We start from the raw sequence: 26,924 nt of genomic DNA on the forward strand, positions 1-26,924 counted from the left end.
CGGACGAGTCAGGCGAGGTCGCCGAAACGCGCCTGCAGCGCCGCGATCGCGGCCAGTCCGGCGGTTTCGGTGCGCAGGATGCGTGGACCCAGGCGCAGGCCGCGGAAGCCGGCGCCGAGCAGCTGCTCCCGGTCCAGTGGCGACCAGCCGCCTTCCGGACCCACCGCAAGCACCAACGGTTCCTCGGGTCCCGGCGCGAGCGTGGCAAACGCGAGGCTGCCCTCGGGGTCGAGGATCAATCGCAGGCCGCCTGCAGGGAGCGATGCCAGCACCTCCGCCAATGGCGCCGGCGGCGTGACCTCGGGGACCGTCGTCCGCCCGCTCTGCTCGCATCCCGCAGCGACCACGCTGCGCCAGTGCGCCAGGCGCTTGCCGGCCCGGGCCTCGTCCAGCTTGACCTCGCTGCGCTGCGAACTCAGCGGGCGGATACCGGCGACGCCCAGTTCGGTGGCCTTCTGCAGGATCAGGTCCATCTTGTCGCCACGGGCGATGCCCTGCAACAGCACGATGCGCAACGGCGACTCGCGGTCGATCTTCGTGGCGGCGCCGACCCGGACCCGCACCTCGCGTTTGCCGGTGGCCGCCACGGTGGCGGCGTAGTCGTGACCGTTCCCGTTGAACAGCACGCAGGCGTCGCCGACGCCCAGCCGCAGCACGCGGACCAGGTGCGCGGCGGCACCTTCCGGCAATGCGACGTCCGCGCCCGGCGACAACGGCAGATCGACGTGGAGTCGGGTCAGGCGCATCCGGACTCCCGCAGCGCGACGTCGATCACGGCCGCGGTGGTGTCGGCCATCAGCGTCAGCGCCTCCTCATCCACGGTGTAGGGCGGCATCCAGTACAGGGTGTCGCCCAGCGGCCGCAACAGCACGCCGCGCTCCAGTGCCGCACGGTAGGCATGAAGGCCGACTCGGGCGGAGGGGGCGAACGGAGTCCGGCGGTCCCCGTTCCGGGTCAGTTCGAATGCCACGATCATCCCGGCCTGGCGTACATCGGCCACGTGCGGGTGGTCCCGCAACGGCGCGGCGAGCTCGCCCATCCGCGCGGCGGTCCCGCGATTGCGCGCGATCACGTCGTCGCTGTCGAAGATGTCCAGCGTCGCCAGTGCCGCGGCACAGGCCAGGGCATTGCCGGTATAGCTGTGCGAATGCAGGAACGCGCGTTCACGCGAGTCGTCGAGGAAGCCGTCGTACAGCTCCTGCGTGGCCAGCACCGTGGACAGCGGAAGGGTGCCGCCGGTGAGCCCCTTGGACAGGCACAGCAGGTCGGGCGCGATGCCGGCCTGCTCGCACGCGAACATGGTGCCGGTGCGGCCAAAACCCACGGCGATCTCGTCGGCGATCAGGAACACGCCGTGGACGTCGCACAGTTCGCGTACGCGCTTCAGGTAGACCGGGTCGTGCATGCGCATGCCGCCGGCGCACTGCACCCGCGGTTCCAGGATCAGCGCGCAGACCTCACCCGCGTGGTGGTCGAGCAGCCGTGCCAGCGCGTCGGCGGCGTCTTCGGCGTGGCTGGTCGCGCTCTGCCCCGGCTGCGCGAGGAAGGCGTCGGGCGAGGGGGCGAACAGGGCCTCGGTCAACAGTGGCGCGTAGACCCGCCGGTACAGCGGAATGTCGCCGACTGCGAGCGCCCCGAGCGTCTCGCCGTGGTAGCCGCCCTCGAGCGCGACGAACTTCGTCCGGCGCTCCTCGCCGCGGTTACGGAACCAGTGGAAGGCCATCTTCAGTGCGACCTCGACCCCGGCCGAGCCGTTGTCGGCGTAGAACACCTTGGCCAGCGGCGCGCGCCCGGGCTCGCGCGGTGCGATCGCCAGCAGGCGCTCGGCCAGCTCGACCGCCGGGGCGTGCGAACAGCCGGCGAGGATGACGTGCTGCAGGGTGCCCGCCTGCTCGGCGATGGCCGCCGCCAGGCGCGGTTCGGCGTGTCCGAACAGGTTGACCCACCAGCTGCTCACCGCGTCCAGGTAGCGCCGGCCGTCGCGGCCGATCAGCCACGGACCTTCTCCGCGTGCGATCGGCAGCAGCGGCAGGGTGTCGGGGTGCTCGCGCATCTGCGTGCAGGGGTGCCACAGCACCGCCAGGTCCCGGTCGCGCCAGGCGGCCGCGGCGGCTTGGCCGAAGCCGGGCTCTGCTAGCATCGTTGCATCGTGATTGGTCTCTCGCATCCCGCCATTATCGCCCCTCATCCGCCGCGGGTCCTCCCGGCCCCGGAGCGACGATGAGCCGGTCGTTGCCCACCATCCACAAGGTGACCGCCGAGGAAAGCGGCCCCTACCGCGTCGAGCACCTGGACCTGGAGTTCAGCAACGGTGAGCGGCGCCAGTTCCAGCGCCTGCACGGCCGCGGCCACGGTGCGGTGGTGGTGGTGCCGATGCTCGATGACGACACCGCGCTGCTGGTGCGCGAGTACGCCGCCGGCGTGCATCGCTACGAACTGGGCCTGGTCAAGGGGCGGATCGATTCCGGCGAGACGCCCCTGCAGGCCGCCGACCGCGAGCTCAAGGAAGAGGCCGGCTACGGCGCCCGATCGCTGGTCCGCCTGCGCGAGCTCACCCTCGCGCCGACCTACATGAGCCACGTCACCCACCTCGTGCTCGCGCGCGATCTCTATCCGCAGCGGCTGCCCGGCGACGAGCCGGAACCGCTGGAACTCGTGCCGTGGCGACTCGATGCCCTGCACGAGCTGATCCTGCGCGAGGACTTCTCCGAGGGCCGCAGCATCGCGGCCCTGTTCATCGCAAGGGAATGGTTGCGCAACCAATGAAGAACGACCCCCGACTGCGCGAGAGCGTCATCGCCATCGCGCGTGCCGCCGCGGCCGAGATCCTCAAGGTTTACGAAAGCGAATTCGCGGTCCGGCACAAGGACGACCGCTCACCGGTGACCGCCGCCGACCTGGCCGCGCACCACTGCATCGTCGACGGCCTTGCCCGGCTGACCCCGGACATCCCGGTGCTGTCGGAGGAGTCCGCCGGCATCACCACCGCACAGCGTCGTGCGTGGCCGCGCCTGTGGCTGGTCGATCCGCTCGACGGCACCCGCGAGTTCGTCAAGCGCAATGGCGAGTTCACCGTCAACATCGCACTGATCGAGGACGGCGTGGCGACCTTCGGCGTGGTCCAGGCGCCGGTGACGGGCGCGCTCTGGCATGGCGGCGAAGGACTCGGCACGTTCCGCCGCGACGGTGACGGTCCGGATCTCGCGGTGCGGGTCCGTGCCCCCGCCACCGCACCGCTGCGCGTGGCGGCCAGCCGCTCGCACCGTGACCAGCGCACGATCGACTTCATCAACCGCATGGGCCATGTCGAGCCGGTCGGCCTGGGGTCCTCGCTGAAGTTCTGCGGCCTCGCGCAGGGCGACATCGACGTCTATCCCCGCTTCGGCCCGACCAGCGAGTGGGACACCGCCGCCGCGCAGGCGGTGCTCGAGGGCGCCGGCGGATGCGTGCTCGACCTGCAGGGGCGGCCGTTCCGCTACAACCGGCGCGACAGCCTGCTCAACGGCGAGTTCGTCGCCCTCGGCGACCCGGCGTTGCCGTGGCGCGAGTGGGGCGCGTTGTGATGCCGGGGGCCGACGCCCGCAACCTCGAACGCCTGCTCGCGATCATGGAACGCCTGCGTGACCCGCACACGGGCTGCCCGTGGGATGTGCAGCAGACGTTCGCGACCATCGCGCCGTACACGATCGAGGAAGCCTACGAAGTCGCCGACGCGATCGATCGCGGTGACATGGGGGCGCTGCGCGACGAACTGGGCGACCTGCTGCTGCAGGTGGTGTTCCATGCGCGCATGGCGCAGGAGCAAGGCGACTTCACCTTCGCCGACGTGGCCGCGGCGATCGGCGACAAGATGGTGCGCCGCCATCCGCACGTCTTCGCGAACGACGCGGGCGAGGCGGTCGACACCCAGGCGGAGGGCGGCGCCTGGGAGGCGCTCAAGCAACGCGAGCGCGAGGCCGCGGGTGAGACCGACACCTCCGCGCTGGCCGGCATCGCGCGCGGCCTGCCCGAGTGGCAGCGCGCGATCAAGCTGCAGAAGCGCGCGGCCCGCATCGGATTCGACTGGCCCGGGCCGGCGCCGGTCATCGCCAAGCTGCACGAGGAGATCGACGAGGTCCGAGCCGAGTTCGCGGCGCTGGATGCCGCGCCTGGCGATGCCGGCGTGCGTGAGCGGCTGGAGGACGAGATCGGTGACCTGCTGTTCGTGGCCGCCAACCTCGCGCGCCACGCGGAGGTGGATGCCGGCAGCGCACTGCGCCGCGCCAACCGCAAGTTCGAGCGGCGTTTCCGCGCGATGGAGCGGCTTGCCGCGCAGCACGGAACGTCCCTGGCCGCTCAGCCATTGGCCGCGCAGGAGGGCTACTGGCAGGCGGTGAAGAGCGCCGAAGTGGACGACGCGGCCAACCCCGGATGACCTTCACGCAATGTAGACCTGACCGCCGGCAGCCTTCACAAAACTGAAGGTGGAGAAGACTTATGCAGGGTACGCGTGACGGGGGGCTCGTCCTCATCGTGGAGGACAACCGCAACATCTCCGAAATGGTGGGGGAGTATCTGGAAAGCCGTGGTTTCGAGGTCGATTTCGCCGCCGACGGGCTCGATGGCTACCGCCTTGCCGCCGAGAACAGCTACGACGTGATCGTGCTCGACCTGATGCTGCCGCGCCTGGACGGCACCGAGGTCTGCAAGCGCCTGCGCGAGGAAGCGCGCAAGTCCACGCCGGTGCTGATGCTGACCGCGCGGGACACGCTCGACGAAAAGCTCACCGGATTGTCGGCCGGCGCCGACGACTACCTCACCAAGCCGTTCGCGATCCAGGAACTGGAAGCGCGCCTGCGTGCGCTGATCCGCCGCGAACGCCGGCAGGTGGGCGGCGAGGTGCTGAAGGTCGCCGATCTCGTGCTGGACCCCGCCAGCCTGCGGGTGACCCGCGGCGGCAGCGAGCTGCAGCTCTCGCCGATCGGCCTGCGCCTGCTGACGATCCTGATGCGCGAGTCGCCGCGCGTGGTCAGCCGGCAGGAAATCGAGCGGGAAATCTGGGGCAACGGCCTGCCCGATTCGGATACCCTTCGCAGCCACCTCTACAACCTGCGCAAGACCATCGACAAGCCCTTCGACAAGCAGCTGCTGCACACCGTGCAATCGGCCGGCTACCGGGTTGCCGACATCTCGCAGCCGCCCGAGTGAGGGTCGTTTCGGTTCCATGACGCAGGGTCTCCCGCGCCGGATCAAGCTGGCCTTCATCCTGCAGGCCCTGCTGGGCAGCATCGTGATCACCGCCGGCATCCTGCTGGCGGGACTGGGCGTGCGCCACCACGTCGTGACCGAGCGCATGCAGCGCGAGGCGGATCTGTTCTGGATCGGCCGCGCGGCCAGTCCGGCCTACCCGCTGCCGAGGAACTCGACGATGGCGGGTTACGTGATGCCGGCGTCGGCAGGCGATCGCGCCGCCCCTCGTGAGCTGCGGGGGCTCGATCCCGGCGTGTACCCACGGCGTCTGCCCGGTGCGGCCGGCAAGCGACTGGACGTGCTGGTCGACCGTCGCCCGGAAGGCACGTTCTACCTGACCTTCGAGGCGAGCCACATCGACCGCGCCATCGTGATGACCGGGCTGGTGTCGCTGGTGCTGTCGTTGCTGACCACCTACCTGCTTTCCTGGATGACCTACCGCACGTCCAAGCGGCTGGTCGCGCCGGTCAGCTGGCTGGCCGGAGTGGTGTCGAAGTGGGATCCGCGCGACCCGGACGCCGAGGCGATCCGGCCACGCAACCTGCCCGTCGAGGCCGGTACCGAGGTCCGCAGACTGTCGCGGGCCCTGGTCGGCCTGGCCGAGCGCGTGGCCGACTTTGTCGAGCGCGAGCGCGATTTCACCCGCGATGCCAGCCACGAACTGCGCACGCCACTGACCGTGATCCGGGTCGCCACCGACATGATGCTGGCCGATCCCGACACCTCCGCGAGGACCCTGCGTTCGCTGATGCGGGTACAGCGCGCCGGACGCGACATGGAAGCGGTGATCGACGCCTTCCTGATCCTGGCCCGCGAAGCCGAAGTCGCCCCGCAGAGCGCGGAATTCGATGTGCGCGACATCGTGCATGACCAGGTCGACCGGGTGCGCCCGCTGCTGCAGTCCAAACCGGTGGCGATCGAGGTGGTCGACAACGGCGCGCCGATGCTGTTCGGGCCGCCGCACGTACTGGCGGTGATGCTCGGCAACCTGCTCAGCAATGCCGCCCACTTCACCGACCACGGCGATATCGAGGTCCGCCTTTCGCCCGACCGGATCGAGGTGCGCGACAGCGGCATCGGAATGGATGCGCAGATCCTGTCGCGCGCGTTCGAACCGTTCTACCGCGCCGACCCGAACCGCGAGCTCGGCCAGGGCATGGGCCTGTCGATCGCGCGGCGACTCGGTGACCGCATGGGGTGGCCGGTGGCCCTGGAAAGCGAGGCCGGCAAGGGCACCGTGGCGACGATCCGCTTCCTCGGCTGAGCGCCACCCGCCCCAGACGGAGATGAACCATCGCGCAGCCGTCGTGCCCGGGCCCGGCGGCGGGGTCAACCGTGGCGACGTCGGCGCGTTGGCGGTTCCAATTTCATTCGCGAACGAACGATGAGCACACCCCGAAAAGCCCCGGCGTCCGCTGCCCGCCGCCGTTACGTACGCGCCGCGGTGGTCATGGCAATCGCCTGCGCGGTGGCGATCGCCGGTTACACCTGGTGGCAAGGTGGCGGTGGCTCCGCGCCCGGCGGGTACCGCACCACGACGGTCGAGCGCGGTGACCTCCGGGTCGGCATTTCCGCCACCGGGACCTTGGCGGCCATTTCGACGGTCGACGTCGGCAGCCAGATCTCCGGCCAGGTCACCGAGGTGCTCGTCGATTTCAACGACGAGGTGCACGAAGGCCAGGTGCTCGCACGCATCGACCCCAGCACCTACGAGGCGCAGATCGCCCAGGGCAACGCCGCCGCGGCGTCTGCCCGCGCGGGACTGGCGACCGCGCAGGCCGCGCTGCGCAACGCCGAGGCCGACTACGCGCGCAAGGCCGAACTGGGCGGGCGCCAGCTGGTCGCCGCCAGTGATGTCGACCTCGCCCGCGCCGCGCGTGACCAGGCCCGCGCGCAGGTCAGCGCCGCGCGCGCGCAGATCACCCAGCAGGTGGCCTCGACCCGCACCTCGCGCCTCAATCTCGACCGCGCGGTCATCCGCTCGCCCGTGGACGGCGTGGTGCTTACCCGCACCGTCGAGCCCGGCCAGACCGTGGCCGCGAGCCTGCAGGCGCCGGTGCTGTTCCAGATCGCCGAGGACCTGTCGCAGATGGAGATCGTGCTGGCGATCGACGAGGCGGACATCGGCCAGGTCAAGGCCGGGCAGGGCGTCGCCTTCAGCGTCGATGCCTTCGCCGACCGCCAGTTCCGCGGCGTCGTGCAACAGGTGCGGCTGTCGGCGACCAACACCAACAACGTGATCACCTATCCGGTGGTGGTCGCGGTCGAGAACCCGGACCTGGTGCTGCTGCCGGGCATGACCGCCAACGCCGAGATCGAGGTCAGCCGCCGCGACGACGTATTGCGGGTGCCCAACGCGGCCCTGCGTTACCGCCCGGCAGACGACGACGCCGTACCGCAGGCCCCCGCGGCCGCGCGAAACGGCGGCCAGGTCGCGGAGCTGGAGCGGCTGGTCGCCGGCATGCCGCTGGAGCCCACGCAACGCGCGGCGTTCGATGCCGCAGCCGAAGCCGTGCGCAACCGCGCGGCCGCGCGTGCGGCGCCGGCCACTGGGCAGGCATCGTCGATGTTCGGCGGAAACCGCCGCGCGGGTGGCGCATCCGCGGGCGTTGCCGACGCCGGCGCGATGCGCCAGCGCATGCAGGAGCGCTTCAACCGCGACTTCGCCGCGTTCCGCGCCACCCTGTCCGAGCCGCAGCAGCTCCAGTGGGACAACGAGATCGCCGCGCTGGTCGCCGCGCGCCGTGCGCCGCTTTACAAGCTGGACGATGGCGCCCCGGTGCTGGCGATGGTGCGCGTCGGCGCCAGCGACGGCACCTGGACCGAAGTCTCCGGGCCGGTCGCCGAGGGCGACACCGTGATCGTCGGCATCGAGCGGCCGGCCGAATGAACACGCCGCCGGTGATCGTCACCGAGCGCCTGGGCAAGATCTATTCGCCGGGCACCGAGGCCGAGGTGGTTGCCCTCCATGGGGTCAACTTGCGCATCGACCGCGGCGAGTTCGTCGCGATCATGGGGCCGTCGGGCTCGGGCAAGTCGACCCTGATGAACCTCATCGGCTGCCTGGACACGCCCAGCGGCGGGCGCTACCTGTGCGACGGCGTCGATGTCGCCACGCTCGACGCCGAGCAACGCGCGGTCCTGCGACGCGACAAGATCGGCTTCGTGTTCCAGGGCTTCAACCTGCTGCCGCGGATGAGCGCGCTGGAGAATGTGCTGATGCCGATGGGCTACGCCGGCGTGCCGCGCGAGGAGCGCCTGCAGCGCGCCCACGATGCCCTTGCCGCGGTGGGTCTGGCCAGTCGCGAGGCGCACCGCCCCAGCGAACTGTCGGGTGGCCAGCAGCAGCGCGTCGCGATCGCGCGCGCGCTGGTCAACCGCCCGCCGATCCTGCTGGCCGACGAGCCCACCGGTGCCCTCGACAGCCACACCGGCGAGGAGATCCTCGCCCTGTTCAAGCAGTTGCAGGCCGACGGGCACACGGTGGTGCTGATCACCCACGATGCCGAAGTCGCGGCACACGCCGGCCGCACGTTCATCATGCGCGACGGCGAGTTGCACCAGCAGGCCGCCGACCACGGAGGGCGGGCCTGATGGACTTCATGGAAGTGCTGCGTACCGCAGTCTTCGCCCTGCGCGGCAACTGGCTGCGCAGCGCATTGACCTCGCTCGGCGTGATCATCGGCATCGCCGCGGTGATCGTGATGGTGTCGGTCGGGCAGGGCACCCAGTCGGAGATCGACAAGCTGGTGTCCGGACTGGGTTCGAACCGGCTGGACATCGGTCCCAACGCGGGGCGCGGACCCGGCGGCGCGCGGCTGAGTGCCTCGAGCTTCTACACGATCAGCGAAGACGATGCCGAAGCCATCCGCGAGGAAATCCCGGAAGCCCAGTACGTCGCGGCGACCCTGCGCGGCAACGCGCAGCTGGTCTTTGCCGAAAACAACTGGTCGGCAAGCTGGTATGGCGTGCAGCCGGACTACTTCGCGCTGGAGAGCTGGGACGTGGCCGAAGGCTCGGCGTTCGACCCGGGCGACTACGGCGGCAGCAGCAAGCCGGTGATCCTCGGCGAGACCGTGCGGCGCTCGCTGTTCGGCGACGAGGACCCGGTCGGCCAGAACCTCCGCATCGGCCGGGTGCCGTTCACCGTCGTCGGGGTGCTCGCGCCCAAGGGGCAGGGCGGTTTCGGCCAGGACCAGGACGATGTCGTGCTGGTGCCGCTGGAGACCGCGCGGCGCCGGTTGATGGGCACGATGGCGCTGCCCCCGGGGGCGGTGCAGGAGATCTCGGTCGGCGTCGCCCGGCCGGAGGACCTGGCGTGGGTGCAGGGGCAGATCGAATCGCTGCTGCGCCAGCGCCACGACATCAAGCCGGGCGCGGAGGACGACTTCCGCGTGCGCAACATCGCCGAGATCGTCGAGACACGGACCCAGACCACGCGCCTGATGTCGCTGCTGCTGGCCGCGGTCGCGACGATCTCGCTGATCGTCGGCGGCATCGGGATCATGAACATCATGCTGGTCTCGGTGACCGAGCGGATCCGCGAGATCGGCTTGCGGATGGCGGTCGGGGCGGGGCCCTCCGACATCCGCCGCCAGTTCCTCGCCGAGGCGATGCTGATCTCGATGATCGGCGGCCTGCTGGGTATCGCGATCGGCGTGGTGGGGGCATTGCTGGTGGGGCGGTTCGGCTCGCTGCCGGTGGTGTTGAACGGGCAGGTGGTGGGGCTCGCGGCGGGGTTTTCGATCGCGACCGGGCTGTTCTTCGGCTACTACCCCGCGCGCAAAGCCTCGCTGCTGGACCCGATCGAGGCGCTGCGGCAACAGTGACGCGGGGGAGACGCGTCCCGATCCGTAGGAGCGGCTTCAGCCGCGATCATGGAACCGGCGCGGGTGCACGATTCCCCGATCGCGGCTGAAGCCGCTCCTACAGATCGGGCGCGCTATTCTCCGGGCTCGCCCCAGCGGACTTTCGCCCATGCGCTCCATCGTGCTGTTGCCCCTGCTCGCCCTCGCCGCCATGACCGCCAACGCCCGGCCACCCGTTGTCGAACCGAAGACCGCTCTGGTGATCCACGGCGGCGCCGGGTACGTCCCACGCGAGTCGCTCAGTGCCGAAGACGAAGCCGCCGCGCGTGCGGACCTGGAGCGTGCGCTCGACGCGGGCAACGCCGTGCTCGCCGCGGGCGGCGCCGCGCTCGATGCGGTGCAGGCCGCGGTCGTGGTGCTGGAGGAATCGCCGCGGTTCAACGCCGGCAAGGGTGCGGTGTTCAACGCCGAAGGCGGCCACGAACTCGACGCCTCGATCATGGAAGGCCACACCCGCCGCGCTGGCGCGGTGGCCGGCGTCACCACCGTGCGCAGCCCGATCACGCTGGCGCGCACGGTGATGGAGCACTCGCCCCACGTGATGCTCGCCGGCGGCGGCGCCGAGGCATTCGCCGATTCGCGGCCGGAGATCGAACGCGTGCCCAACGACTGGTTCGATACCGACAAGCGCCGCCGCGCGCTGGAGAAAGCGCAGCGCCAGGCCGCGGCCGGCGACGAGTCGCCGGGCAAGTACTTCGGCACCGTCGGCGCGGTCGCGCTCGATCGCCATGGCCACATCGCCGCGGCGACCAGCACCGGCGGCATGACCAACAAGAAGTGGGGCCGGATCGGCGACTCGCCGGTGATCGGTGCCGGCACCTGGGCCGACGAGCGCTGCGGCGTGTCCGGTACCGGCTGGGGCGAGTTCTACATCCGCAACGCGGTCGCCCATGACATCTGCGCGCGGGTGGCCTATCGCGGCGACGCGCTCGCCGAGGCGGCCGAGGAAGTGGTCAACCGGATCGTCCCCGCGGCGGGCGGCGACGGCGGCGCGATCGCCCTCGATGCCGATGGCAACATCGCGATGCCGTTCAATACCGGCACCATGTTCCGGGCCTGGATCAAGCCCGACGGCAGCCGCGGCGTGGCGATCTTCGATGACTGACCGCGCTTCGTGGCGGGCGGCGGATCAGCCGTCCTGCTGCCCGGAGCAGGCCTTCATCCGTCGCTCCATCTCCCCGGGCGGGACGTCCTCGATCCGGGTCGCGAGCCGCCACCGGTGCCCGAACGGATCGATCACCGAGCCGGAGCGGTCACCCCAGAACTCATCCGTGACCGGCCGTTCGACGTGGGCCCCCGCGTCGAGCGCCTGCTGGAAGGCGCCATCCACGTCCTCGCAATAGATCATGAAGCTGACCGTGGTGCCGCCGCGCGACTTCGGCCCCAGCGCCTGCATGCCGGGCCATTCGTCGGCCAGCATCAGGGTCGAGTCGCCGATGCGGATCTCGGCATGGCCCAGCCTGTCGCGGCCCTCGCGGTCCTTCATGGGCAGCCGCAGAAGCTCCTGCGCGCCGAACGCCTGCTTGTAGAAGTCGATCGCCTTCGCGGCATCGTCCACCACCAGGTGCGGGGTCACGGCGTGGTAACCGTCGGGAATGCTCTTGAGGGCCATGCGGGGTCCATGCCGGGGTGGCGCGCGCTGCGAATGGCCGCAGCCTAGGGGCCGGATTGCTAAAGCGGTGCGAAGGGACGGGCCGGCGGCCTTGTGGCAAAATTCCCCGATTGCCGGCCGCTGCCGGCGCCCCCGTTCCCCGTCGATCGTCCCGCCCGTCCGGAACCCCATGCCGACCCATGAGCCGCACTGTCCCGCCCGCGGTCGCAACGCCGCGATGCGCCCGTCGCGCCGTCCGTCGCGAACGGGTCGTGGCGGAACCCACCCGGTGATGCCGGGCTGATGGCCGACGAGATCGGCCACCTGCCGCGCCGTCCGGGGCGGATATTGAAGGCGGCGAAATGGTCGATGCAGGGCCTCGGTGCCGCCTGGCTGCACGAGTCGTCGTTCCGGCTCGAGGTCTACCTGTTCGCGGTGCTCGCGCCGCTGGGCTGGTGGCTGGGCGAGTCGCCGGTCGAGCGGGTACTGCTGGTCGGTTCGATGCTGCCGGTGCTGGGCGTCGAACTGCTGAACTCGTCGATCGAGGCACTGATCGAGCGGTACGGTCCCGAGTTCCACGAGCTCGCCGGCCGCGCCAAGGACATGGGCTCGGCCGCCGTGTTCGTGCTGATGATGAACGTGCTGCTCACCTGGGCCGCGATCCTGGTGCCGCGCCTGTTCTGAGCGCCGCCGGTGCCCCCTGGCCCTTTTTCTTGTTCTGATGTTGGGAAACGCCCGTGATTGAAATCCTGCTGAATCCGGAAGTCTGGATCACCCTGATCACCCTGAGCGCGATCGAGATCGTGCTCGGTATCGACAACCTGGTCTTCATCTCGATCGCGGTCAGCAAGCTGCCGCCGCACAAGCGCGAGGTCGCCCGCAAGTTCGGCATCGCGGTGGCCTGCATCACCCGCATCTGCCTGCTGCTGACCCTGGCCTGGCTGGCGGGGCTTACCAGCGATCTGTTCCAGCTGTTCGGCCAGGGCATCTCGGTGCGCGACCTGGTGCTGATCCTCGGCGGCGCCTTCCTGCTGGTAAAGGGATCGATGGAGATCAAGGACGCCATCATCGGCGAGGATGAGTCCGAGGACATCCATACCAGGCCGGTGACGTCGTTCTGGATGGTGATCGCCCAGATCGCGGTGATCGACATCGTGTTCTCGCTGGACTCGGTGATCGCCGCGGTCGGCATGGCCAACCAGACCTGGATCATGGTGTGCGCGATCCTGCTGGCGGTGGCGGTGATGTTGTTGGCGGCGACGCCGCTGGGCCGATTCATCGAGCGCAATCCGACGATCAAGATGCTCGCGCTGGCCTTCATCGTGCTGATCGGCGCGTACCTCGTCCTCGACGGGTTCGGCCTGCATCTTCCGAAGGGCTACATCTACGGCGCGATGGGTTTCTCGGCGCTGGTTGAAATGCTCAACCTCTGGGCCAAGCGTCGCGCGGCATTGCGTCGGGCGGGCATCGACGACTGACCGCCGGCTCGCACGGGCGCTGCTTCACGTGGCGCCCATTGCGTCTCCAGATGGCCGGTGTTGCAATGCCGGCCATCGTCTCGTTCGGGAATGGAGTCGCGCCATGCGGATCTTGCTCGTGCTGTTGCTGACCGGCCTGCTGAGCGGTTGCGGCTACAACACCATCCAGCAGAAGGACGAGGCGGTCGGCGCCGCCTGGTCGCAGGTGCTCAACGTGTACCAGCGGCGCGCGGACCTGGTGCCGAACCTGGTCGCGACGGTGAAGGGCTACGCGGCGCACGAGCAGCAGGTGTTGACCCAGGTGACGCAGGCGCGTTCGCGGGTCGGCTCGATCAACGTCAACGCCGACGACCCCGCGTCCATCGAGCAGTTCCAGCAGGCGCAGGACCAGCTGCGGAGCGCGATCGGCCGGCTGCTGGTGGTCAGCGAGAACTATCCGCAGCTGAAGGCCGACCAGAATTTCCTGCAGTTGCAGGCGCAGCTGGAAGGCACCGAGAACCGGATCACCGTCGAACGCCAGCGGTACATCGAGGCGGTGCAGGACTACAACACCTACATCCGCCGCTTCCCGGTCAACCTGACCGCGATGGTGTTCGGTTACGACACCAAGCCCAACTTCACGGTGGAGAACGAACGCGAGATCCAGCAGGCACCGCGGGTGGATTTCGGCGCGCCGGCGCAGCCGGCACCGGCGCCGACGCCGTCGAATGGATGATCGCGTTGCCCCGGGTGCTGCCGCGCCGGTGCCGCCGTGCAGATGATCGTCACCGCGGATAATCCGCGCCGGGCTTTTCCGTCCGCGCGGCGCCGCTCCGGATGGTTCCCGGCGGCGGCACTGTGGCTGGTTTGCCTGGTGGCGCAGGCGCAGCAACTCGCGCCGATTCCTCCGCTGGATTCGCCGGTGGTCGATACCACCGGCACGCTCGATGCGGCGACCCGCCAGCAGCTCGAAAAGCAAGCGCTCGGCGTGCAGCAGCGCAAGGGTGCGCAGTTGCAGGTGCTGGTGGTGCCGACCACGCAGCCGGAGGACATCGCGCAGTACGCGGTGCGCGTGTTCGACCAGTGGCGGCTCGGCCGCGAGAAGGTGGACGACGGCGTGCTGCTGGTGGTCGCCAAGGACGATCGACGGGTCCGGATCGAGGTCGGGTACGGGCTGGAGGGCGCGATTCCCGATGCCACCTCGATGCGTGTGATCCAGGAGTACCTCGTGCCGCGGTTCCGTGCCGGCGACTACAGCGGCGGCATTGTCGATGCCACCGCGGCGCTGGCGAGCCTGATCGATGGCGAACCGCTGCCCGCACCGATGGTCGATGTTGCCCAGGGACGCGGCGACCGCGGTGGCGGCTGGGTATTCGCTCTGTTTGCCGCCTTCATCTTCGCGCAGGTCGCTCGCGGCGTGCTGGGGCGCGCGCCTCGCGCGGTACGCGGGGTCGGCGCGGCGCTGGCATCCGGCGGCGTGGCCTGGCTGCTGTCGTCGTTGCTGCTGGTGGGCGGGATCGGCGCGGTGGTGGGGCTGTTCCTCGGACTGACCAGCGGATTTGGCGGGCGGTACGCGAGTGACCGCGGCTACGGCGGTTTCGGCGGCTGGGGCGGTGGCGGTTTCGGCGGCGGGGGCTTCGGTGGCGGAGGCTTCGGCGGGGGCGGCTGGTCCGGTGGCGGCGGGATGAGCGGAGGCGGTGGTGCCTCCGGCAGTTGGTGAGGTCCGGTTGATGCGTTGGCTCAGGCACCTGTTCGCACCTTCGGCCCGGCGGTTGTTCCCGCCGGATGCCTTGCAGCGGATCACGGCCGCGATCACCGCCAGCGAGGCCGGTCACAGTGGCGAAGTCTGCTTTGCCGTCGAAGCCGCGCTGCCGCTGGGCGCGGTCTGGGCCGGCGAGGACGCGCGGCAACGCGCCCGCGAGGTATTCGCCGAACTCCGGGTCTGGGACACGCAGGCCAACAACGGCGTGCTGCTGTACCTGCTGCTGGCCGACCACCGGATCGAGATCGTCGCCGACCGCGGGTTCGAGGGACGGGTCGACGAATCGCAGTGGCGCGACGCCTGCCGGCTGGTGGAGGAGCAACTGGCGGCCGGACAGCCGGAGGCCGCCGTGCTGGCCGGCATCGATGCGCTGTCGGCGTTGCTGGTGGCGCACTTCCCGCGAATGGCGGGCGAAGCGGATCGCGACGAGTTGCCCAACGCGCCGAACATCCTCCGCTAGTGCGGCGGGCGCGACCTGCCGACAGCGCTGGCGGCGTCGGGCACAATAGCGGCTGCCCCGGCCAGCCCCGCGCCTGATGATCATTCTTCACCGGATCGACCCGATCGCCGCCAGTCTTGGCCCGCTGCAGGTGCACTGGTACGGGATCATGTACCTGCTCGGTTTTGGCTTGGCCTGGTGGCTGGGCCGCCGCCGCATCCGTGCCGGCCGGCTGCCGGGCGTGGGCGAGCAGGCCTTCGGCGACCTGCTGTTCTACGGGATGATCGGCGTCGTGCTCGGTGGCCGCATCGGCTATGTGCTGTTCTACGGGTTCGGCGAGTTGCTGCGCGATCCTTTGATGCTGGTGCGCATCTGGGAAGGCGGCATGAGTTTCCACGGCGGCCTGCTCGGCGTGCTGGCCGCGGTCCTGTGGTGGGCGCGCAGGCACCGCCTCCACTTCTTCGACGTGGTCGATTTCGTCGCGCCACTGGTGCCGCCGGGACTCGGCTTCGGGCGGTTGGGCAACTACATCGGCGGCGAACTGTGGGGCAAGTACACCGAGGCCGGCTGGGGCGTGATATTCCCGCGTGCGCCGGAGTTCGCCGGCTGGACCGAAGGGCAACTGCAGACGCAGTTCGCCGCCGGCGCGCTCGACCGGTTCGCCCGCCATCCGTCGCAGCTGTACCAGGCGCTGCTCGAGGGGCTGGCGATGTTCTGCATCCTGTGGTGGTTCTCCAGCCGGCCGCGGCCGCGCTACGCGGTGGCGGGCGTGTTCGCGCTGCTGTACGGCGTGTTCCGCTTCGCGGTGGAGTTCGTGCGGGTGCCGGACGCGCAACTGGGCTACCTGGCGTTCGGCTGGCTGACCATGGGCCAGTTGCTGAGCCTGCCGCTGGTCGTGCTCGGACTGTTCTGGCTGTGGTGGTCGCGACGTCAGCCCACCCTGCAGCCGCAGCCGGGCAGCGTGCCCGCCACTGCGGGTTGAGAGTCCGGGGAGCGGCGATGAAGCAATACCTCGACCTGCTGCGCCACGTGCTCGAGCACGGCAGCGAGAAATCCGACCGCACCGGCACCGGCACGCGTTCGGTGTTCGGGTGGCAGATGCGGTTCGACCTCAACGAAGGTTTCCCGCTGGTCACCACCAAGAAACTGCACCTGCGCTCGATCATCCACGAGCTGCTCTGGTTCCTGCGCGGTGAGACCAACATCGCGTACCTGAAGGAGCACAAGGTCAGCATCTGGGACGAGTGGGCCGACGACGCCGGCGAGCTCGGACCCGTCTATGGGGCGCAGTGGCGGCGCTGGTCCGGTGCCGACGGCGTCGAGATCGACCAGATCCGCTGGGTAGTCGAGGAGATCAAGCGCAACCCCGATTCGCGTCGCCTGGTGGTCAGTGCCTGGAACGTCGCCGAGCTGCCGCGGATGGCGCTGATGCCGTGCCACGCGCTGTTCCAGTTCTACGTGGTCGACGGCCGGCTGAGCTGCCAGCTGTACCAGCGCAGCGGCGACATCTTCCTCGGCGTACCCTTCAACATCGCCAGCTACGCGCTGCTGACCCATATGGTCGCGCAGGCATGCGGGCTGGGGGTGGGCGACTTCGTCCATACCCTGGGCGATGCGCACCTGTACTCCAACCACTACGACCAGGCGCGCGAGCAGCTGGCGCGGGAGCCGCGTCCGCTGCCGACGCTCAGGTTGAACCCGGCGGTGGACGACGTCTTCGCGTTCACCCACGACGACATCGCCATCGAGGGCTACGATCCCGCACCGGCGATCAGGGCCCCGGTGGCGGTGTGACGGCGGAGCTGGTGCTGATCGCCGCGCTTGATCGCCAGCGCGCGATTGGTCGGGACAACGATCTGCCGTGGCGCCTGCCCGACGATCTGAAGCGGTTCAAGGCGCTGACCCTGGGCAAGCCGCTGCTGATGGGGCGGCGCACCGCCGAATCCCTCGGACGGGCGCTGCCCGGCCGCCGCAACCTGGTGTTGACCCGGAGCGGGCGCGTCCCGTTTCCAGGCATGCAGGCGGCCGGATCACTGGCCGAGGCGCAGGTCCTGGCGGCGGATGACTCCGCGACGGACCTGTGCGTCATCGGTGGCGGCGAGGTCTACGCGCTCTGCCTGCCGCACGCCACGCGGATGTGCCTGACTCACGTCGACACCGCGGTTGAGGATGCCGACGCGTTCTTCCCCGCTTTCGATCCGGCGCAGTGGCGGGTAACCAACCGGCAGGCGCATTCGGCCGACGCAAGGCACGCGTGTGCTTTCGAGTTCATCGACTACATGCGGGTGGCTGCGGGTTAGCGAGCCGGCTACCGTGTCGATTGGACTGTCGGTCGAGCCGAACCGCTTCCCCGATCGCGGCTGAAGCCGCTCCGTAAAAATGCCCGGCAACACGCCGGTTACCGTCGGGCGGGCCGTGGCCGCGGTTTGGGCGGATTCGCCGGTACGTCGCGGCCCGGGACCTGCACCACGCGCAACTCGTCGGTGTCGAGCTGCAGGGCGGTCAGCTTGCCGCCCCACACCGCGCCGGTATCGATCGCATGCACGCCGTGGCCGATGAACAGGCCCAGCGCCGACCAGTGGCCGCAGACGATCTTCAGGTCGCGCTCGGCACGTCCGGGAACCGCGTACCACGGGTACAGGCCCGGTGGTTGCGTGCCCGGTGAACCCTTGTCTTCGTAGGAAATGCGGCCACGTGGCGAGCAGTAGCGCAGCCGCGTGCAGATGTTGATGATCGCCCGGTGGCGGTCGATGCCGCCCAGCCGCGGGTTCCAGGTCGGGCCGTCGCCGTACATGTTCTTGAGCAGGCGCCGGTACTGGTCGCCCTGCAGGCGCTCTTCGATCTCGCGGCCGTGCTTTTCGGCCAGCTGCGTCGTCCATTTCGGCGCGAGTCCGGCGTGCACCATCATCCAGCCGAGTTCGCGGTCGACGTGGACCAGCTTCTGCATGCGCAGCCAGCCGAGCAGGGTTTCGTGGTCCTCGGCCAGGACCACCCGTTGCAGGTCGGGATTGACCTTGCGCTGCTCCTCCTCGCGCCGTTCGCCGATCGCGAGCAGCGACAGGTCGTGGTTGCCGAGCACGACGGTGGCGTTCGCCCGAAGCGAGTGCACCAGCCGCAGCGTCTCCAGCGACTGGCCGCCGCGGTTGACCAGGTCGCCACAGAACCACAGGCGGTCTTTGGCGGGGTCGAACGCGATCCTGTCGAGCAGGCGTTGGGTTGCGTCGTAACAGCCCTGCAGGTCGCCGATGGCCCAGACGGTCATGTGTGCCGACGCCTCAGTGCAGCGTGCGGGGCACGGCCAGGGTGAACGCCGGGATCGGCGCCTCGAACCGGGTCCCGTCGTCGGCGAGCAGCGCGTAGCTGCCTTCCATCGTGCCCAGGTCGGTCTCGAGCACCGCCCCGGAGGTGTACTCGAAACGTTCGCCCGGCCGCAGCCACGGCTGTTCGCCGACCACGCCCTCTCCCTCGACCTCGCGCACGAGCCCGTTGGCATCGGTGATCAGCCAGCGCCGCGATAGCAGGCGCGCGGACACGGTGCCGCGGTTGCGGATCCGGATCGTGTACGCGAACACGTAGCGGGCCTGCGCGGGTTCGGACTGGTCATCGAGGTAGCGGGTGGCGACGTCGATGTCGAAGGCGTATTGGGTGCTGCATTCCATTGCGACAGTGTAAGTGGTGCCCGGGTGAAGCGGACATGCCCGGTGGCCTGCCTGCGCCACCTGCCGGCTAGGCGGATAGCGAATTGGCCAACCGCACGAAACCCGCCACCTCCACCTGCTCGGCGCGTGCGTCCGGACGCAGCCCGGCGGTCTCGATGGCGGCGGCATCGCACACCTGCGACAACGCGTTGCGCAGCGTTTTGCGGCGCTGGCCGAACGCGTCCCGCACGACCCGGGCGAAGAGGTCGCGATCCTCGATGCCGACGGTTTCCGGCGCGCGCGGCACCAGCCGCACGACCGCGGAGTCCACCTTCGGCGGTGGCCGGAACGCACCCGGCGGCACGGTGAACAGCGGCGTCACCGAGCAGTAGGCCTGCAGCATCACGCTCAGGCGACCGTAGACCTTGCTGCCGGGGCCGGCGGCCATGCGTTCGACCACCTCCTTCTGCAGCATGAAGGTCATGTCGCTGATCGCTTCCGCGTGATCCAGCGCGTGGAACAGGATCGGCGAAGACAGGTTGTAGGGCAGGTTGCCGACGAGGCGGATCCTGCCGCTCGCGCCTTCGTCGCCCGCGGCCAGCTCGCCGAAGTCGACCTTGAGGACGTCGCGGTGGATCACCTTCAAATGGCCATGCGCGCGGGCGGCTTCGGTCAGCGGAGCGATCAGGTCACGGTCGAACTCGATCACAGTGAGTGCGCCATGCCGGTCGAGCAGGGGGAAGGTGATGGCGCCCTGGCCGGGGCCGATCTCCACCAGGCGGTCGCCGGGCCTGGGCGCGACCGCCTGGACGATCCGGTCGATGACCGTGCGCTCGTGCAGGAAGTTCTGGCCGAGGTGCTTCTTGGGCGGCTCGCTGAAATGGGTGCTACGCATGGTTCGTCTCGGCGGGGAGGACGCAACGGGCGGTTCGGGACTCCACGCGCGCATGTCGCGGTGTGGTCCGGTGGTCATTCACCATCACGCCCGCCGGGCCCGCGCCATCCGGGCGCAGGTCTCGGCCGCGGCGAACAGGCTGGAGGGGTCGGCGGTGCCGCTGCCGGCCAGCTCCAGGGCGGTGCCATGGTCGACCGCCACGCGGGGGTAGGGCAGGCCCAGGGTCAGGTTCACCGCTTGCTCGAAGCCGCTGAACTTGAGGACCGGCAGGCCCTGGTCGTGGTACATCGCCAGCACCGCGTCATGGGCGCGCAGCCTGCCAGGGAGGAATGCGGTGTCGGCCGGCATCGGCGAACTCAGCTGCATGCCCTCCGCGCGCAAGGCCTCGATCACCGGTGCGATGGTGTCGATCTCCTCCGTGCCGAGATGGCCGGCCTCGCCCGCGTGCGGGTTCAACCCGAGCACGGCGATCCGCGGCGAGGCGATGCCGAAATCCCGGCGCAGTGCGGCATGCAGAATCCGCAGCACACGGGTGAGCGACGCCGGCGTGATCGCATCGGCGACCGCGCGCAGCGGCAGGTGGGTGGTGGCGAGTGCCACCCGCATGGTCGGGTTGGCCAGCATCATCACCACGGGGCAGGCCGCTTGCCCGGCAAGCAGTTCGGTGGTGCCGCTGTAGGCGATGCCGCCGGCGTTGATCGTCGCCTTGTGCACCGGGCCGGTGACCACGCCATCGAACGCGCCGCGCAAGCAGCCGTCGCCCGCCCGGAGCAGGGCATCGATGACCGCGCGTGCGTTGCGTGGGTCCACCTCGCCGAACCTCACAGGTGCGGCATTCGGGACCTCCACCAGTGCCAGCTCGCCGGGACGTTCGGCCACGGCGCGCGGTTCGACGAACTGGAGAGGCAAGGCCAGCATTTCGGCCGCCGCCAGCAGGGTGGCGGCGTCGCCGAAGGCGGTCAGCGAATAATCGCGCGGCTGCTGGGCGAGCCGGACGCAGAGTTCCGGCCCGACGCCGGCCGGTTCACCCGGTACCAGCGCGAGCCGGGGCGCCGGCATTTCAGTCGCCGGAAGCCGGCGCCTCGGCCGGGGCCGGGGTGGCGTCGGTGGCGGGGTCGGCGGCCGTCTGGTTACGGAAGTCGACGAACGCCTCGCCACGCATCTCGCGGAGGAACTGGTTCCATTCCTCTTCGAGCTTGCGGCGGCCAATGGTCTCGCGTACCTGCGCGCGCTGGTTTTCGTCGCCGACATCGGCTTGGCGGGCACCGGTGCGCTTGACGATGTGCCAGCCCGCCTGGGTGCGGAAAGGTGCTGATACGCCACCGTCGGCGAGCGCGGTCACCTGGCTGCCGAAGTCAGGCCCGAACTGGTCCTGGGTGAACCAGCCCAGGTCGCCACCGGCGGCCTGTGAACTGGCGTCGCCGGAGTGCTCGCGCGCGAGTTCGGCGAAGTCCGCGCCGCCCACGATGCGGGCGTGCAGGGTGTCGGCTTCGGCCTTCGCCTCGGCCGCGGAAGTGGCGTCGTCCACGCGCACCAGGATGTGGCTGGCGCGGTACTGGGTCACCGTGCTCGGGCCGCTCTGGCCGGCGTCGCGGGTTTCGACCAGCTGCAGCAACTGGAAACCGCTCGGTCCGCGGATGGGATCGGTCACCTGGCCCGGGCTCAACTCGCGCACGAGCCGGGCGAAGGCCGCCGGGATCTCGTTGGAGGCGCGCCAGCCAAGATCGCCGCCTTCCAGCGCGTTCGGGCTGTCGGAGTAGCGCACCGCGGCGGCGGCAAAGTCCATCTCGCCGCGGTCGAGCAGCCCCTTCACGCCGAGGATCTTCTGTTCGGCGGTGGCGATCTGTTCCGGCGTGGCGCCTTCCGGCAGCGCCACCAGGATGTGGGCCAGGTGGTACTGCTCGCCGGTGGCCTGTTGCGCCTCCAGGGCGGCGTCGACTTCCGCATCGCTCACCGAGACCTGGGTCTGGGCGAAGCGCTGGCGGAGGCGCTGCACCAGCAGCTCGTCGCGCACCGAGTCACGGAACTGCTCGAAGGAGGTGCCGTCGGAGGCAAGCTGGGCGCCCAGCTGGTCCACGCCGACGCCGTTCTGCGCGGCGATGGCCGCGATGGCCTGGTCGACTTCCTGGTCACCGACACGCACGCCGGTGGCCTGCGCCCGCGCCACCTGCAACTTCAACAGCACCAGACGCTCGGCCACCTGGCGCTCGAGCACGTCCGTCGGCGGCAGCTGTTCGGTGCGGCCGGCGTACTGGGCGCGGATGTTGTCCACCGCGCGGTCCAGCTCGCTCTGCAGGATCACGTCCTCGTCGACCACCACGGCGATGCCGTCGATGGGCTGCACTTGTTGCGCCTGCACGGTCGCCGACAACAGCGTGACGGCGAGGACACACGCGAGGAATTTCTTCATGGGATCGGATCGAGGGAGTTGTCGAAATCGCCGGCGTCCAGACTGGAGGGCGGCACTAGATAGAGATCGTCACGATCGTAGCCGAGAATAGCACGGCTCAGGATCTCCTCCGACCGCTGCCCGGCCGAGCCCAGGCCCTTCAGTTCGAACTCCAGCCGCAACGAATCGTCGAGGTCGCCGTTGCGCTCGCGGATGTAGCGGCGCGCGATCAGGCGTACCGCCATGCAGCAGCTTTCCCACTGCACGCCGGCGATCGATTCGATGAGCTTGCGGTCCTCGATCGAGTAGTAGTAGCGGCCGACCGCGCTCCAGTTCTGGTTGATGGGATACAGGAAGGAGAAGTCGACCTGCTCGGTGAGATCGCGGCGGTAGCGGTAGCCGAGGTTGATCACGCCGGTGTCGCCGACGAGGTACCGCGTGCGGACGCTGGCCAGGTCCTGCCGGCGGTATTTCGGGTCCCACTGGTAGGTCGCGCCGATGTTCCAGCGATCGCTTGGCGACACGGTCATTTCGGCGACCCACGCCGATTCGCCGCGTTCGACGGGCTTTTCGCGGGGCGCCACCACGCGGCTGTCCTCGAAGTAGTGGATCTGGCCGAGACTCGCGCTCAGGCGTTCGCGGCCGTCGTCGGCGCTGATGAGGCGGGTGGTAAGCGCGGTGGTCAGCTGGTTCGCGTCCACCTGGCGGTCGGGGCCGGTATAGCGGTTGTCGCGGAACAACTGGCCCCAGCTGAAGGACATCGGCCGGGTGTCGAAGATCGGCAGCCCGCTCTGGTCCTCGTAGGGGATGTTGAGGTAATAGACGCGGGGCTCGAGGGTCTGCAGCCAGTTTTCGTCGCGGAAGCGGAAGGACCGGTCGAAGAACAGGCCGGCGTCGAGCGAGGCGATCGGCAGGCTGCGGCTCGGGGAAGCGTCGCCGCCGTTGTCCGCGGCCAAGGCGTCGTCGAGCTGGTAGGCGGTGTGGCGCCAGGCCAGACGCGGCCTGGCGAACCAGCCATTGCCCTCGAGCGGCATGGCGACGTATGGCTTGAGGTCGAGGCGGCTGCCTTCATCACGGATGTCGTGACGGAACTGCACGGCTTCGGCGTCGACGCCTGCTTCCAGCCATTCGCCGAACGGCTGCGCCCAGTGCAGGAATGCGCGTGGCTTGCGGTCGTAACGCAGGTTGCGCTCGGTGAGCGTGTAGTCGGCCAGCTGGTGGTGGTCGGCCATCAGCCCGGCGTCCCAGTACTGGCCCCGTCCATACACGCCAACGGTGCTTTGCACGTTCCACCGGGAGACCGAGTACTGGCTGTGACTGAAGTCCTCCAGATAATGCGAATCGCTGACCCAGGCGAGGTCCGCACTCGCGCGCCATGGGCCCGCCAGGTTGTGCACGCCGTCGAAGTAGAGCTGACCGCGATTCTTGGTGGGCAGGCCCTGTTCCGGTCCGGCGAGGTAGCGGCCGGGCTCGTCCTCGGGCAGCTTGTCGTCGGGCATCCACTCGCCGTACAGCTCGCCGCGGCCCTGCGAATACAGCCAGCGGAACTCGCCGCCTAGCTGGACGCCGCGCTGGGTCATGATGCGCGGGGTCAGGGTGGCGTCGTAATTGGGCGCGAGATTGAGATAGACGGGCTGCGCCCAGTCGAAACCGTTGCGACTGGACATCCGGATCGAAGGCCACAACAAACCGGTGCGGCGGCGATCGTCGATCGGGAACATGATCCACGGCACGTAGAGCACCGGGACCTTGCCGATGCGTACGGTCGCGTCGTGCGCCACACCGAGTCCTTCGGCGGTGTCGATATCGATGCGTTCGGCCTGCAGTTCCCAAGCGCGCTGGGACGGCGGACAGGTCGAGTAGGTCGAGCCGATGAGCGCACCCTGGGTGCCTTCCAGTTCGATCTGCTCGGCGCCGCCGTTGCCGCGACGCTGGATCAGCTGGTAACGCAGGTCCTCGATGACATGGTGGTCGGCTTCCTGGTCGCCGTGGGCGCGCTCGGCGAGGATGCGCATGCCCGCGTCCTGGTAGCGCACGCTGCCTTCGGCGACGTAGGTGCCTTCCTCGCTGTGGTAGGTCAGCTTGTCGGTGCCGAGGAACTGGTCGCCCCGGCTGAGTTCGACGTTGCCCTTGAACACCGTGCTGTCGGCTTCGGTCGCGTTGAGCGCGTCGCCGGCGATGTCGGTCGGCAGGTTGGCGCGGTCGTCGCTGTCGCCGGTCGGCGCGGGAGCGTCGACAAACGCGGGCACCGCGTCTTCGAGCGGGCACAGCCCCCAGTTCTCGGAATCCTCTGCGGCATGGGCCGGGAGGGCCATCGCGATGCACAGCGATAACGGGAGCAGACGGAAGCTGGGATGCACGCGGCCATCCGTTGGTCGGAAACGGTCGTTAGCTTGCCGTATCGCCCGAACGGCGGCAACGCGAGTGAACCGGGCGGGGGGCTGCGTTCATGTTTGCAGCGGAAGCATGAAGACGCAGGCGCGATCCCGATGGTGGCCTCAGGTGTCGGCCATGACGAGCGCCCGCACGTGGGCGACGCTGCACTCCTGCAACGCCGCAAGGTCGTAGCCGCCCTCCAGCATCGAAACGATGCGTCCGGCGGCGTGCCTTCCGGCGATCCGCACCAGTTCCGTGGTGAGCCAGCCGAAGTCGGCGGCCTCGAGATCGAGCTGGGCCAGCGGGTCGGACCGGTGGCCATCGAACCCCGCGGACACGCACAGCAACTGCGGCCGGAATGCCGCCAGCGCCGGCAGCAGATGGTCTTTCCATGCCGCGCGGAACGCTCGACCATCGGCGCCGGCCTCAAGCGGTCGGACCACGACGTTGCCAATCCCGGGGTCGGCGGCACCGCTGCCCGGAAAGAGCCACCGCTGGTGTGTCGACAGGTACATCACCCGGGGGTCGGACCGGAACACCGCCTGGGTGCCATTGCCGTGATGCACGTCGAAATCGACCACCGCCACCCGGGAGAGCCGATGCCGGTCGCACGCGTGGGCGGCGGCGACGGCGATGTTGTTGAACAGGCAGAAGCCCATCGGTGTCGAAGCGTCGGCGTGGTGTCCCGGCGGCCGCACCGCGCAGAACGCGCGGTGCGTGCGGCCGGCCATGATCGCGTCCACTGCCGCGACACCCGCGCCTGCGGCGCGCAGGGCGGCCTCGGCCGAGCCGTGGGCCATGGCGGTGTCGGCATCGAGCACGAGCGGGGCGGCACCGGGTGGGAGCACGGTATCCAGCACGCGCGCCAGCAGGGCATCGTCGTGCACCCGCAGCAGTTGCGCGCGGGTCGCGCGCGGGGCGTCCCGCCACGGCAGCCCCGGGAACGCGCGGGTGATCGCGGCGGTCACCGCCTGCAGGCGCGCCGGCCGTTCGGGATGGTCGCCACCGGCGAGGTGCCCGAGGCACGCGCGGTGGGTGTACAGGTGCAGGGTGTCCATGCCGGCCGATGCTGCCACGTGACCGTGGACGCTATGGTTGCGGGCGGCGGCTCAGCCCTTGCGACGGTCGTGGTGCCACAGCACTTCGCCTTGCCCGCTGGCGCGGGCAAGTACCCGGGCGAGCACGAACAGCAGGTCGGACAGGCGATTGAGGTAGCGCATCGCCTCAGGGCGTACCGGCTCCACCCGCGACAGTGCCACCGTCTCGCGTTCGGCACGCCGCACCACGGTGCGGGCGACGTGGCAGCGCGCACCGGCCTCGCCGCCGCCGGGCAGGATGAAGTCCTTCAATGCGGGCAGGTCGGCGTTGAAGCGGTCGAGGTGCTGCTCCAGGCGCGCCACATCCTCGTCGCTGATCGCCGCGTGGCCAGGAATGCAGAGCTCGCCGCCAAGATCGAACAACTGGTGCTGGACCGCGGTCAGCAACGCCCGGACGTCATCGGGTACGTCGCTGGCGAGCACCAGGCCGATGGTCGAGTTGGCCTCGTCGACGGTCCCGTAGGCGGTGACCCGCGCCGATTCCTTGGCGACCCGGCTGCCATCGCCCAGTCCGGTGCTGCCGTCGTCGCCGGTCCGGGTGTAGATCTTCGAGAGGCGGTTGCCCACGCCGGGTCAGACGGTCTGCGCGCGCAATGCGGGCAACTGCGTGCGCAGCAGGCTGAAGCCGCCGAACAGCAGTGCCGCGTAGAACAGCGTGCCCAGCACCGACCACTGGAAGAACGGGATGCCCGCGCCATACGCGGCGAGCAGGCCGGCCGCGGTCTTCGGGTACATAGGGTCACCCAGCCAGGCGCCGAAATTGGTGACCGCGAAGAACAGCACCGACCCGGCAAGCGAGTAGCCCAGCACCGGGCCCCCGCCGACCTTGCCACGCAGGCCGAAGCCCATCGCGGTGGTCAGGGCGATGCAGCCGTACACCAGCCAGATGCCGGTGCTGCCGAACCAGCTCGCGTACAGGCCGCCGTTGACCGAGGCCAGCACCAGGTCCGACAGCAGCAGCCCCAGCAGCGGAACCACCATCGCCCAGGTACGGTTCGCGAAATAGGCGCCGCCGAACAGCGCGATCGCCGCCACCGGCGAGAAATTCGGCGGATGCGGCAGCACCCGGGTGAGCGCGGCAAGCACGATCAGGGCGGCGAGTGCCAGCGGGCCGGGGGCGAAAATCGAGGAGGCAGCGGGACGGTTCATCAGTGTCTGGGAGCGGGCCGACAGGAGCCGGTAG

The 26,924-nt window shown here is 69.8% G+C and carries 28 protein-coding genes and 1 pseudogene; 17 read left to right on the forward strand and 12 right to left on the reverse strand.

Features of this window, described 5'->3' with window-relative positions; translation table 11 throughout:
• Window positions 1–8 precede the first annotated feature (8 nt).
• Together U8331_RS03550 and bioA are read right to left on the reverse strand one after the other, a co-directional pair.
• Window positions 9–746 (reverse strand): 16S rRNA (uracil(1498)-N(3))-methyltransferase, encoded by a 738-nt coding sequence (locus U8331_RS03550; RefSeq protein WP_481132255.1) that lies wholly within the window; start codon window positions 744–746, stop codon window positions 9–11.
• Window positions 737–2,140 carry an adenosylmethionine--8-amino-7-oxononanoate transaminase gene (gene bioA / locus U8331_RS03555; RefSeq protein ID WP_481132256.1) on the reverse strand — a complete coding sequence of 468 codons (1,404 nt, stop codon included), beginning with the start codon at window positions 2,138–2,140 and terminating at the stop codon, window positions 737–739. The genes U8331_RS03550 and bioA overlap by 10 nt, the downstream gene beginning before the upstream one ends.
• 80 nt (window positions 2,141–2,220) lie before the next feature.
• Between bioA and nudE the strand changes: the two genes are divergently transcribed.
• The 9 genes and pseudogenes from nudE to U8331_RS03600 all read left to right on the forward strand — a co-directional run bounded on the left by nudE (window position 2,221) and on the right by U8331_RS03600 (window position 11,202).
• Window positions 2,221–2,766 carry an ADP compounds hydrolase NudE gene (gene nudE / locus U8331_RS03560; RefSeq protein ID WP_481132257.1) on the forward strand — a complete coding sequence of 182 codons (546 nt, stop codon included), beginning with the start codon at window positions 2,221–2,223 and terminating at the stop codon, window positions 2,764–2,766.
• A complete protein-coding gene (gene cysQ / locus U8331_RS03565; RefSeq protein ID WP_481132258.1) occupies window positions 2,748–3,563 on the forward strand; it encodes a 3'(2'),5'-bisphosphate nucleotidase CysQ in 816 nt (271 codons plus the stop codon). Before nudE ends, cysQ begins: the two co-directional genes overlap by 19 nt.
• Window positions 3,563–4,387, forward strand: a pseudogene (gene mazG / locus U8331_RS03570) (nucleoside triphosphate pyrophosphohydrolase); the annotation flags it as partial. The gene cysQ and the pseudogene mazG, both read left to right, overlap by 1 nt.
• Window positions 4,388–4,476: 89 nt before the next feature.
• A complete protein-coding gene (locus U8331_RS03575; protein WP_481132259.1) occupies window positions 4,477–5,187 on the forward strand; it encodes a response regulator transcription factor in 711 nt (236 codons plus the stop codon).
• A 16-nt stretch (window positions 5,188–5,203) separates the two neighbouring features.
• Window positions 5,204–6,493, forward strand: a complete 1,290-nt coding sequence (locus U8331_RS03580) for a sensor histidine kinase (RefSeq protein ID WP_481132260.1) — start codon at window positions 5,204–5,206, stop codon at window positions 6,491–6,493.
• Between the two features lie 120 nt (window positions 6,494–6,613).
• Window positions 6,614–8,119, forward strand: a complete 1,506-nt coding sequence (locus U8331_RS03585; RefSeq protein ID WP_481132261.1) for an efflux RND transporter periplasmic adaptor subunit — start codon at window positions 6,614–6,616, stop codon at window positions 8,117–8,119.
• Window positions 8,116–8,823 carry an ABC transporter ATP-binding protein gene (locus tag U8331_RS03590; RefSeq protein WP_481132262.1) on the forward strand — a complete coding sequence of 236 codons (708 nt, stop codon included), beginning with the start codon at window positions 8,116–8,118 and terminating at the stop codon, window positions 8,821–8,823. Before U8331_RS03585 ends, U8331_RS03590 begins: the two co-directional genes overlap by 4 nt.
• Window positions 8,823–10,058, forward strand: a complete 1,236-nt coding sequence (locus U8331_RS03595) for an ABC transporter permease (protein ID WP_481132263.1) — start codon at window positions 8,823–8,825, stop codon at window positions 10,056–10,058. Before U8331_RS03590 ends, U8331_RS03595 begins: the two co-directional genes overlap by 1 nt.
• A gap of 148 nt (window positions 10,059–10,206) precedes the next feature.
• Window positions 10,207–11,202 carry an isoaspartyl peptidase/L-asparaginase family protein gene (locus tag U8331_RS03600; protein ID WP_481132264.1) on the forward strand — a complete coding sequence of 332 codons (996 nt, stop codon included), beginning with the start codon at window positions 10,207–10,209 and terminating at the stop codon, window positions 11,200–11,202.
• Between the two features lie 24 nt (window positions 11,203–11,226).
• Here the strand turns inward: U8331_RS03600 and U8331_RS03605 are convergent, their stop codons facing one another.
• Window positions 11,227–11,709, reverse strand: a complete 483-nt coding sequence (locus tag U8331_RS03605; RefSeq protein WP_481132265.1) for a VOC family protein — start codon at window positions 11,707–11,709, stop codon at window positions 11,227–11,229.
• Window positions 11,710–11,991: 282 nt separating this feature from the next.
• Here U8331_RS03605 and U8331_RS03610 point away from each other — a divergent pair, with 282 nt between their 5' ends.
• The 8 genes from U8331_RS03610 (at window position 11,992) to U8331_RS03645 (ending at window position 17,646) form a co-directional block, all read left to right on the forward strand.
• The gene (locus U8331_RS03610; protein ID WP_481132266.1) at window positions 11,992–12,372 is read left to right on the forward strand and encodes a diacylglycerol kinase; all 381 of its coding nucleotides are present in this window, start codon (window positions 11,992–11,994) and stop codon (window positions 12,370–12,372) included.
• 53 nt (window positions 12,373–12,425) lie between these two features.
• Window positions 12,426–13,166 (forward strand): TerC family protein, encoded by a 741-nt coding sequence (locus U8331_RS03615; RefSeq protein ID WP_481132267.1) that lies wholly within the window; start codon window positions 12,426–12,428, stop codon window positions 13,164–13,166.
• A gap of 103 nt (window positions 13,167–13,269) precedes the next feature.
• Window positions 13,270–13,881 (forward strand): LemA family protein, encoded by a 612-nt coding sequence (locus tag U8331_RS03620; RefSeq protein ID WP_481132268.1) that lies wholly within the window; start codon window positions 13,270–13,272, stop codon window positions 13,879–13,881.
• Window positions 13,882–14,019: 138 nt separating this feature from the next.
• Window positions 14,020–14,865 carry a TPM domain-containing protein gene (locus U8331_RS03625; RefSeq protein WP_481132269.1) on the forward strand — a complete coding sequence of 282 codons (846 nt, stop codon included), beginning with the start codon at window positions 14,020–14,022 and terminating at the stop codon, window positions 14,863–14,865.
• A 10-nt stretch (window positions 14,866–14,875) separates the two neighbouring features.
• Window positions 14,876–15,367, forward strand: coding sequence for a TPM domain-containing protein (locus U8331_RS03630; protein ID WP_481132270.1), 492 nt, complete (start codon window positions 14,876–14,878; stop codon window positions 15,365–15,367).
• 76 nt (window positions 15,368–15,443) lie between these two features.
• Window positions 15,444–16,328: a prolipoprotein diacylglyceryl transferase gene (lgt, locus tag U8331_RS03635; protein WP_481132271.1), complete on the forward strand. Its 885-nt coding sequence runs from the start codon at window positions 15,444–15,446 to the stop codon at window positions 16,326–16,328.
• Window positions 16,329–16,345: 17 nt separating this feature from the next.
• Window positions 16,346–17,140: a thymidylate synthase gene (locus tag U8331_RS03640; RefSeq protein WP_481132272.1), complete on the forward strand. Its 795-nt coding sequence runs from the start codon at window positions 16,346–16,348 to the stop codon at window positions 17,138–17,140.
• Window positions 17,141–17,148: 8 nt separating this feature from the next.
• The gene (locus U8331_RS03645; protein WP_481132881.1) at window positions 17,149–17,646 is read left to right on the forward strand and encodes a dihydrofolate reductase; all 498 of its coding nucleotides are present in this window, start codon (window positions 17,149–17,151) and stop codon (window positions 17,644–17,646) included.
• Between the two features lie 98 nt (window positions 17,647–17,744).
• On the opposite strand, the gene U8331_RS03650 is transcribed toward U8331_RS03645, so the two are convergent.
• From U8331_RS03650 to U8331_RS03690, 9 genes are all read right to left on the reverse strand, one after another.
• Window positions 17,745–18,608 (reverse strand): symmetrical bis(5'-nucleosyl)-tetraphosphatase, encoded by an 864-nt coding sequence (locus U8331_RS03650; RefSeq protein ID WP_481132273.1) that lies wholly within the window; start codon window positions 18,606–18,608, stop codon window positions 17,745–17,747.
• A gap of 13 nt (window positions 18,609–18,621) precedes the next feature.
• Entirely contained in the window at window positions 18,622–19,005 is a 384-nt protein-coding gene (gene apaG / locus U8331_RS03655; protein ID WP_481132274.1) for a Co2+/Mg2+ efflux protein ApaG, read from the reverse strand.
• Between the two features lie 67 nt (window positions 19,006–19,072).
• The gene (gene rsmA / locus U8331_RS03660) at window positions 19,073–19,879 is read right to left on the reverse strand and encodes a 16S rRNA (adenine(1518)-N(6)/adenine(1519)-N(6))-dimethyltransferase RsmA (protein WP_481132275.1); all 807 of its coding nucleotides are present in this window, start codon (window positions 19,877–19,879) and stop codon (window positions 19,073–19,075) included.
• Window positions 19,880–19,963: 84 nt separating this feature from the next.
• Window positions 19,964–20,938: a 4-hydroxythreonine-4-phosphate dehydrogenase PdxA gene (gene pdxA / locus U8331_RS03665; protein ID WP_481132276.1), complete on the reverse strand. Its 975-nt coding sequence runs from the start codon at window positions 20,936–20,938 to the stop codon at window positions 19,964–19,966.
• A 1-nt stretch (window position 20,939) separates the two neighbouring features.
• Complete coding sequence (locus U8331_RS03670) at window positions 20,940–22,289, reverse strand: peptidylprolyl isomerase (protein ID WP_481132277.1); 1,350 nt, start codon at window positions 22,287–22,289, stop codon at window positions 20,940–20,942.
• Window positions 22,286–24,628, reverse strand: coding sequence for an LPS assembly protein LptD (gene lptD / locus U8331_RS03675; RefSeq protein ID WP_481132278.1), 2,343 nt, complete (start codon window positions 24,626–24,628; stop codon window positions 22,286–22,288). The genes U8331_RS03670 and lptD overlap by 4 nt, the downstream gene beginning before the upstream one ends.
• Before the next feature lie 138 nt (window positions 24,629–24,766).
• Window positions 24,767–25,702, reverse strand: coding sequence for a histone deacetylase family protein (locus U8331_RS03680; RefSeq protein WP_481132279.1), 936 nt, complete (start codon window positions 25,700–25,702; stop codon window positions 24,767–24,769).
• A 51-nt stretch (window positions 25,703–25,753) separates the two neighbouring features.
• A complete protein-coding gene (locus U8331_RS03685; RefSeq protein ID WP_481132280.1) occupies window positions 25,754–26,308 on the reverse strand; it encodes a cob(I)yrinic acid a,c-diamide adenosyltransferase in 555 nt (184 codons plus the stop codon).
• 6 nt (window positions 26,309–26,314) lie between these two features.
• Window positions 26,315–26,890, reverse strand: coding sequence for a DUF6580 family putative transport protein (locus U8331_RS03690; protein WP_481132281.1), 576 nt, complete (start codon window positions 26,888–26,890; stop codon window positions 26,315–26,317).
• Window positions 26,891–26,924: the final 34 nt, after the last annotated feature.

It is taken from the genome of Lysobacter sp. CC-YZS074 (assembly GCF_056739745.1).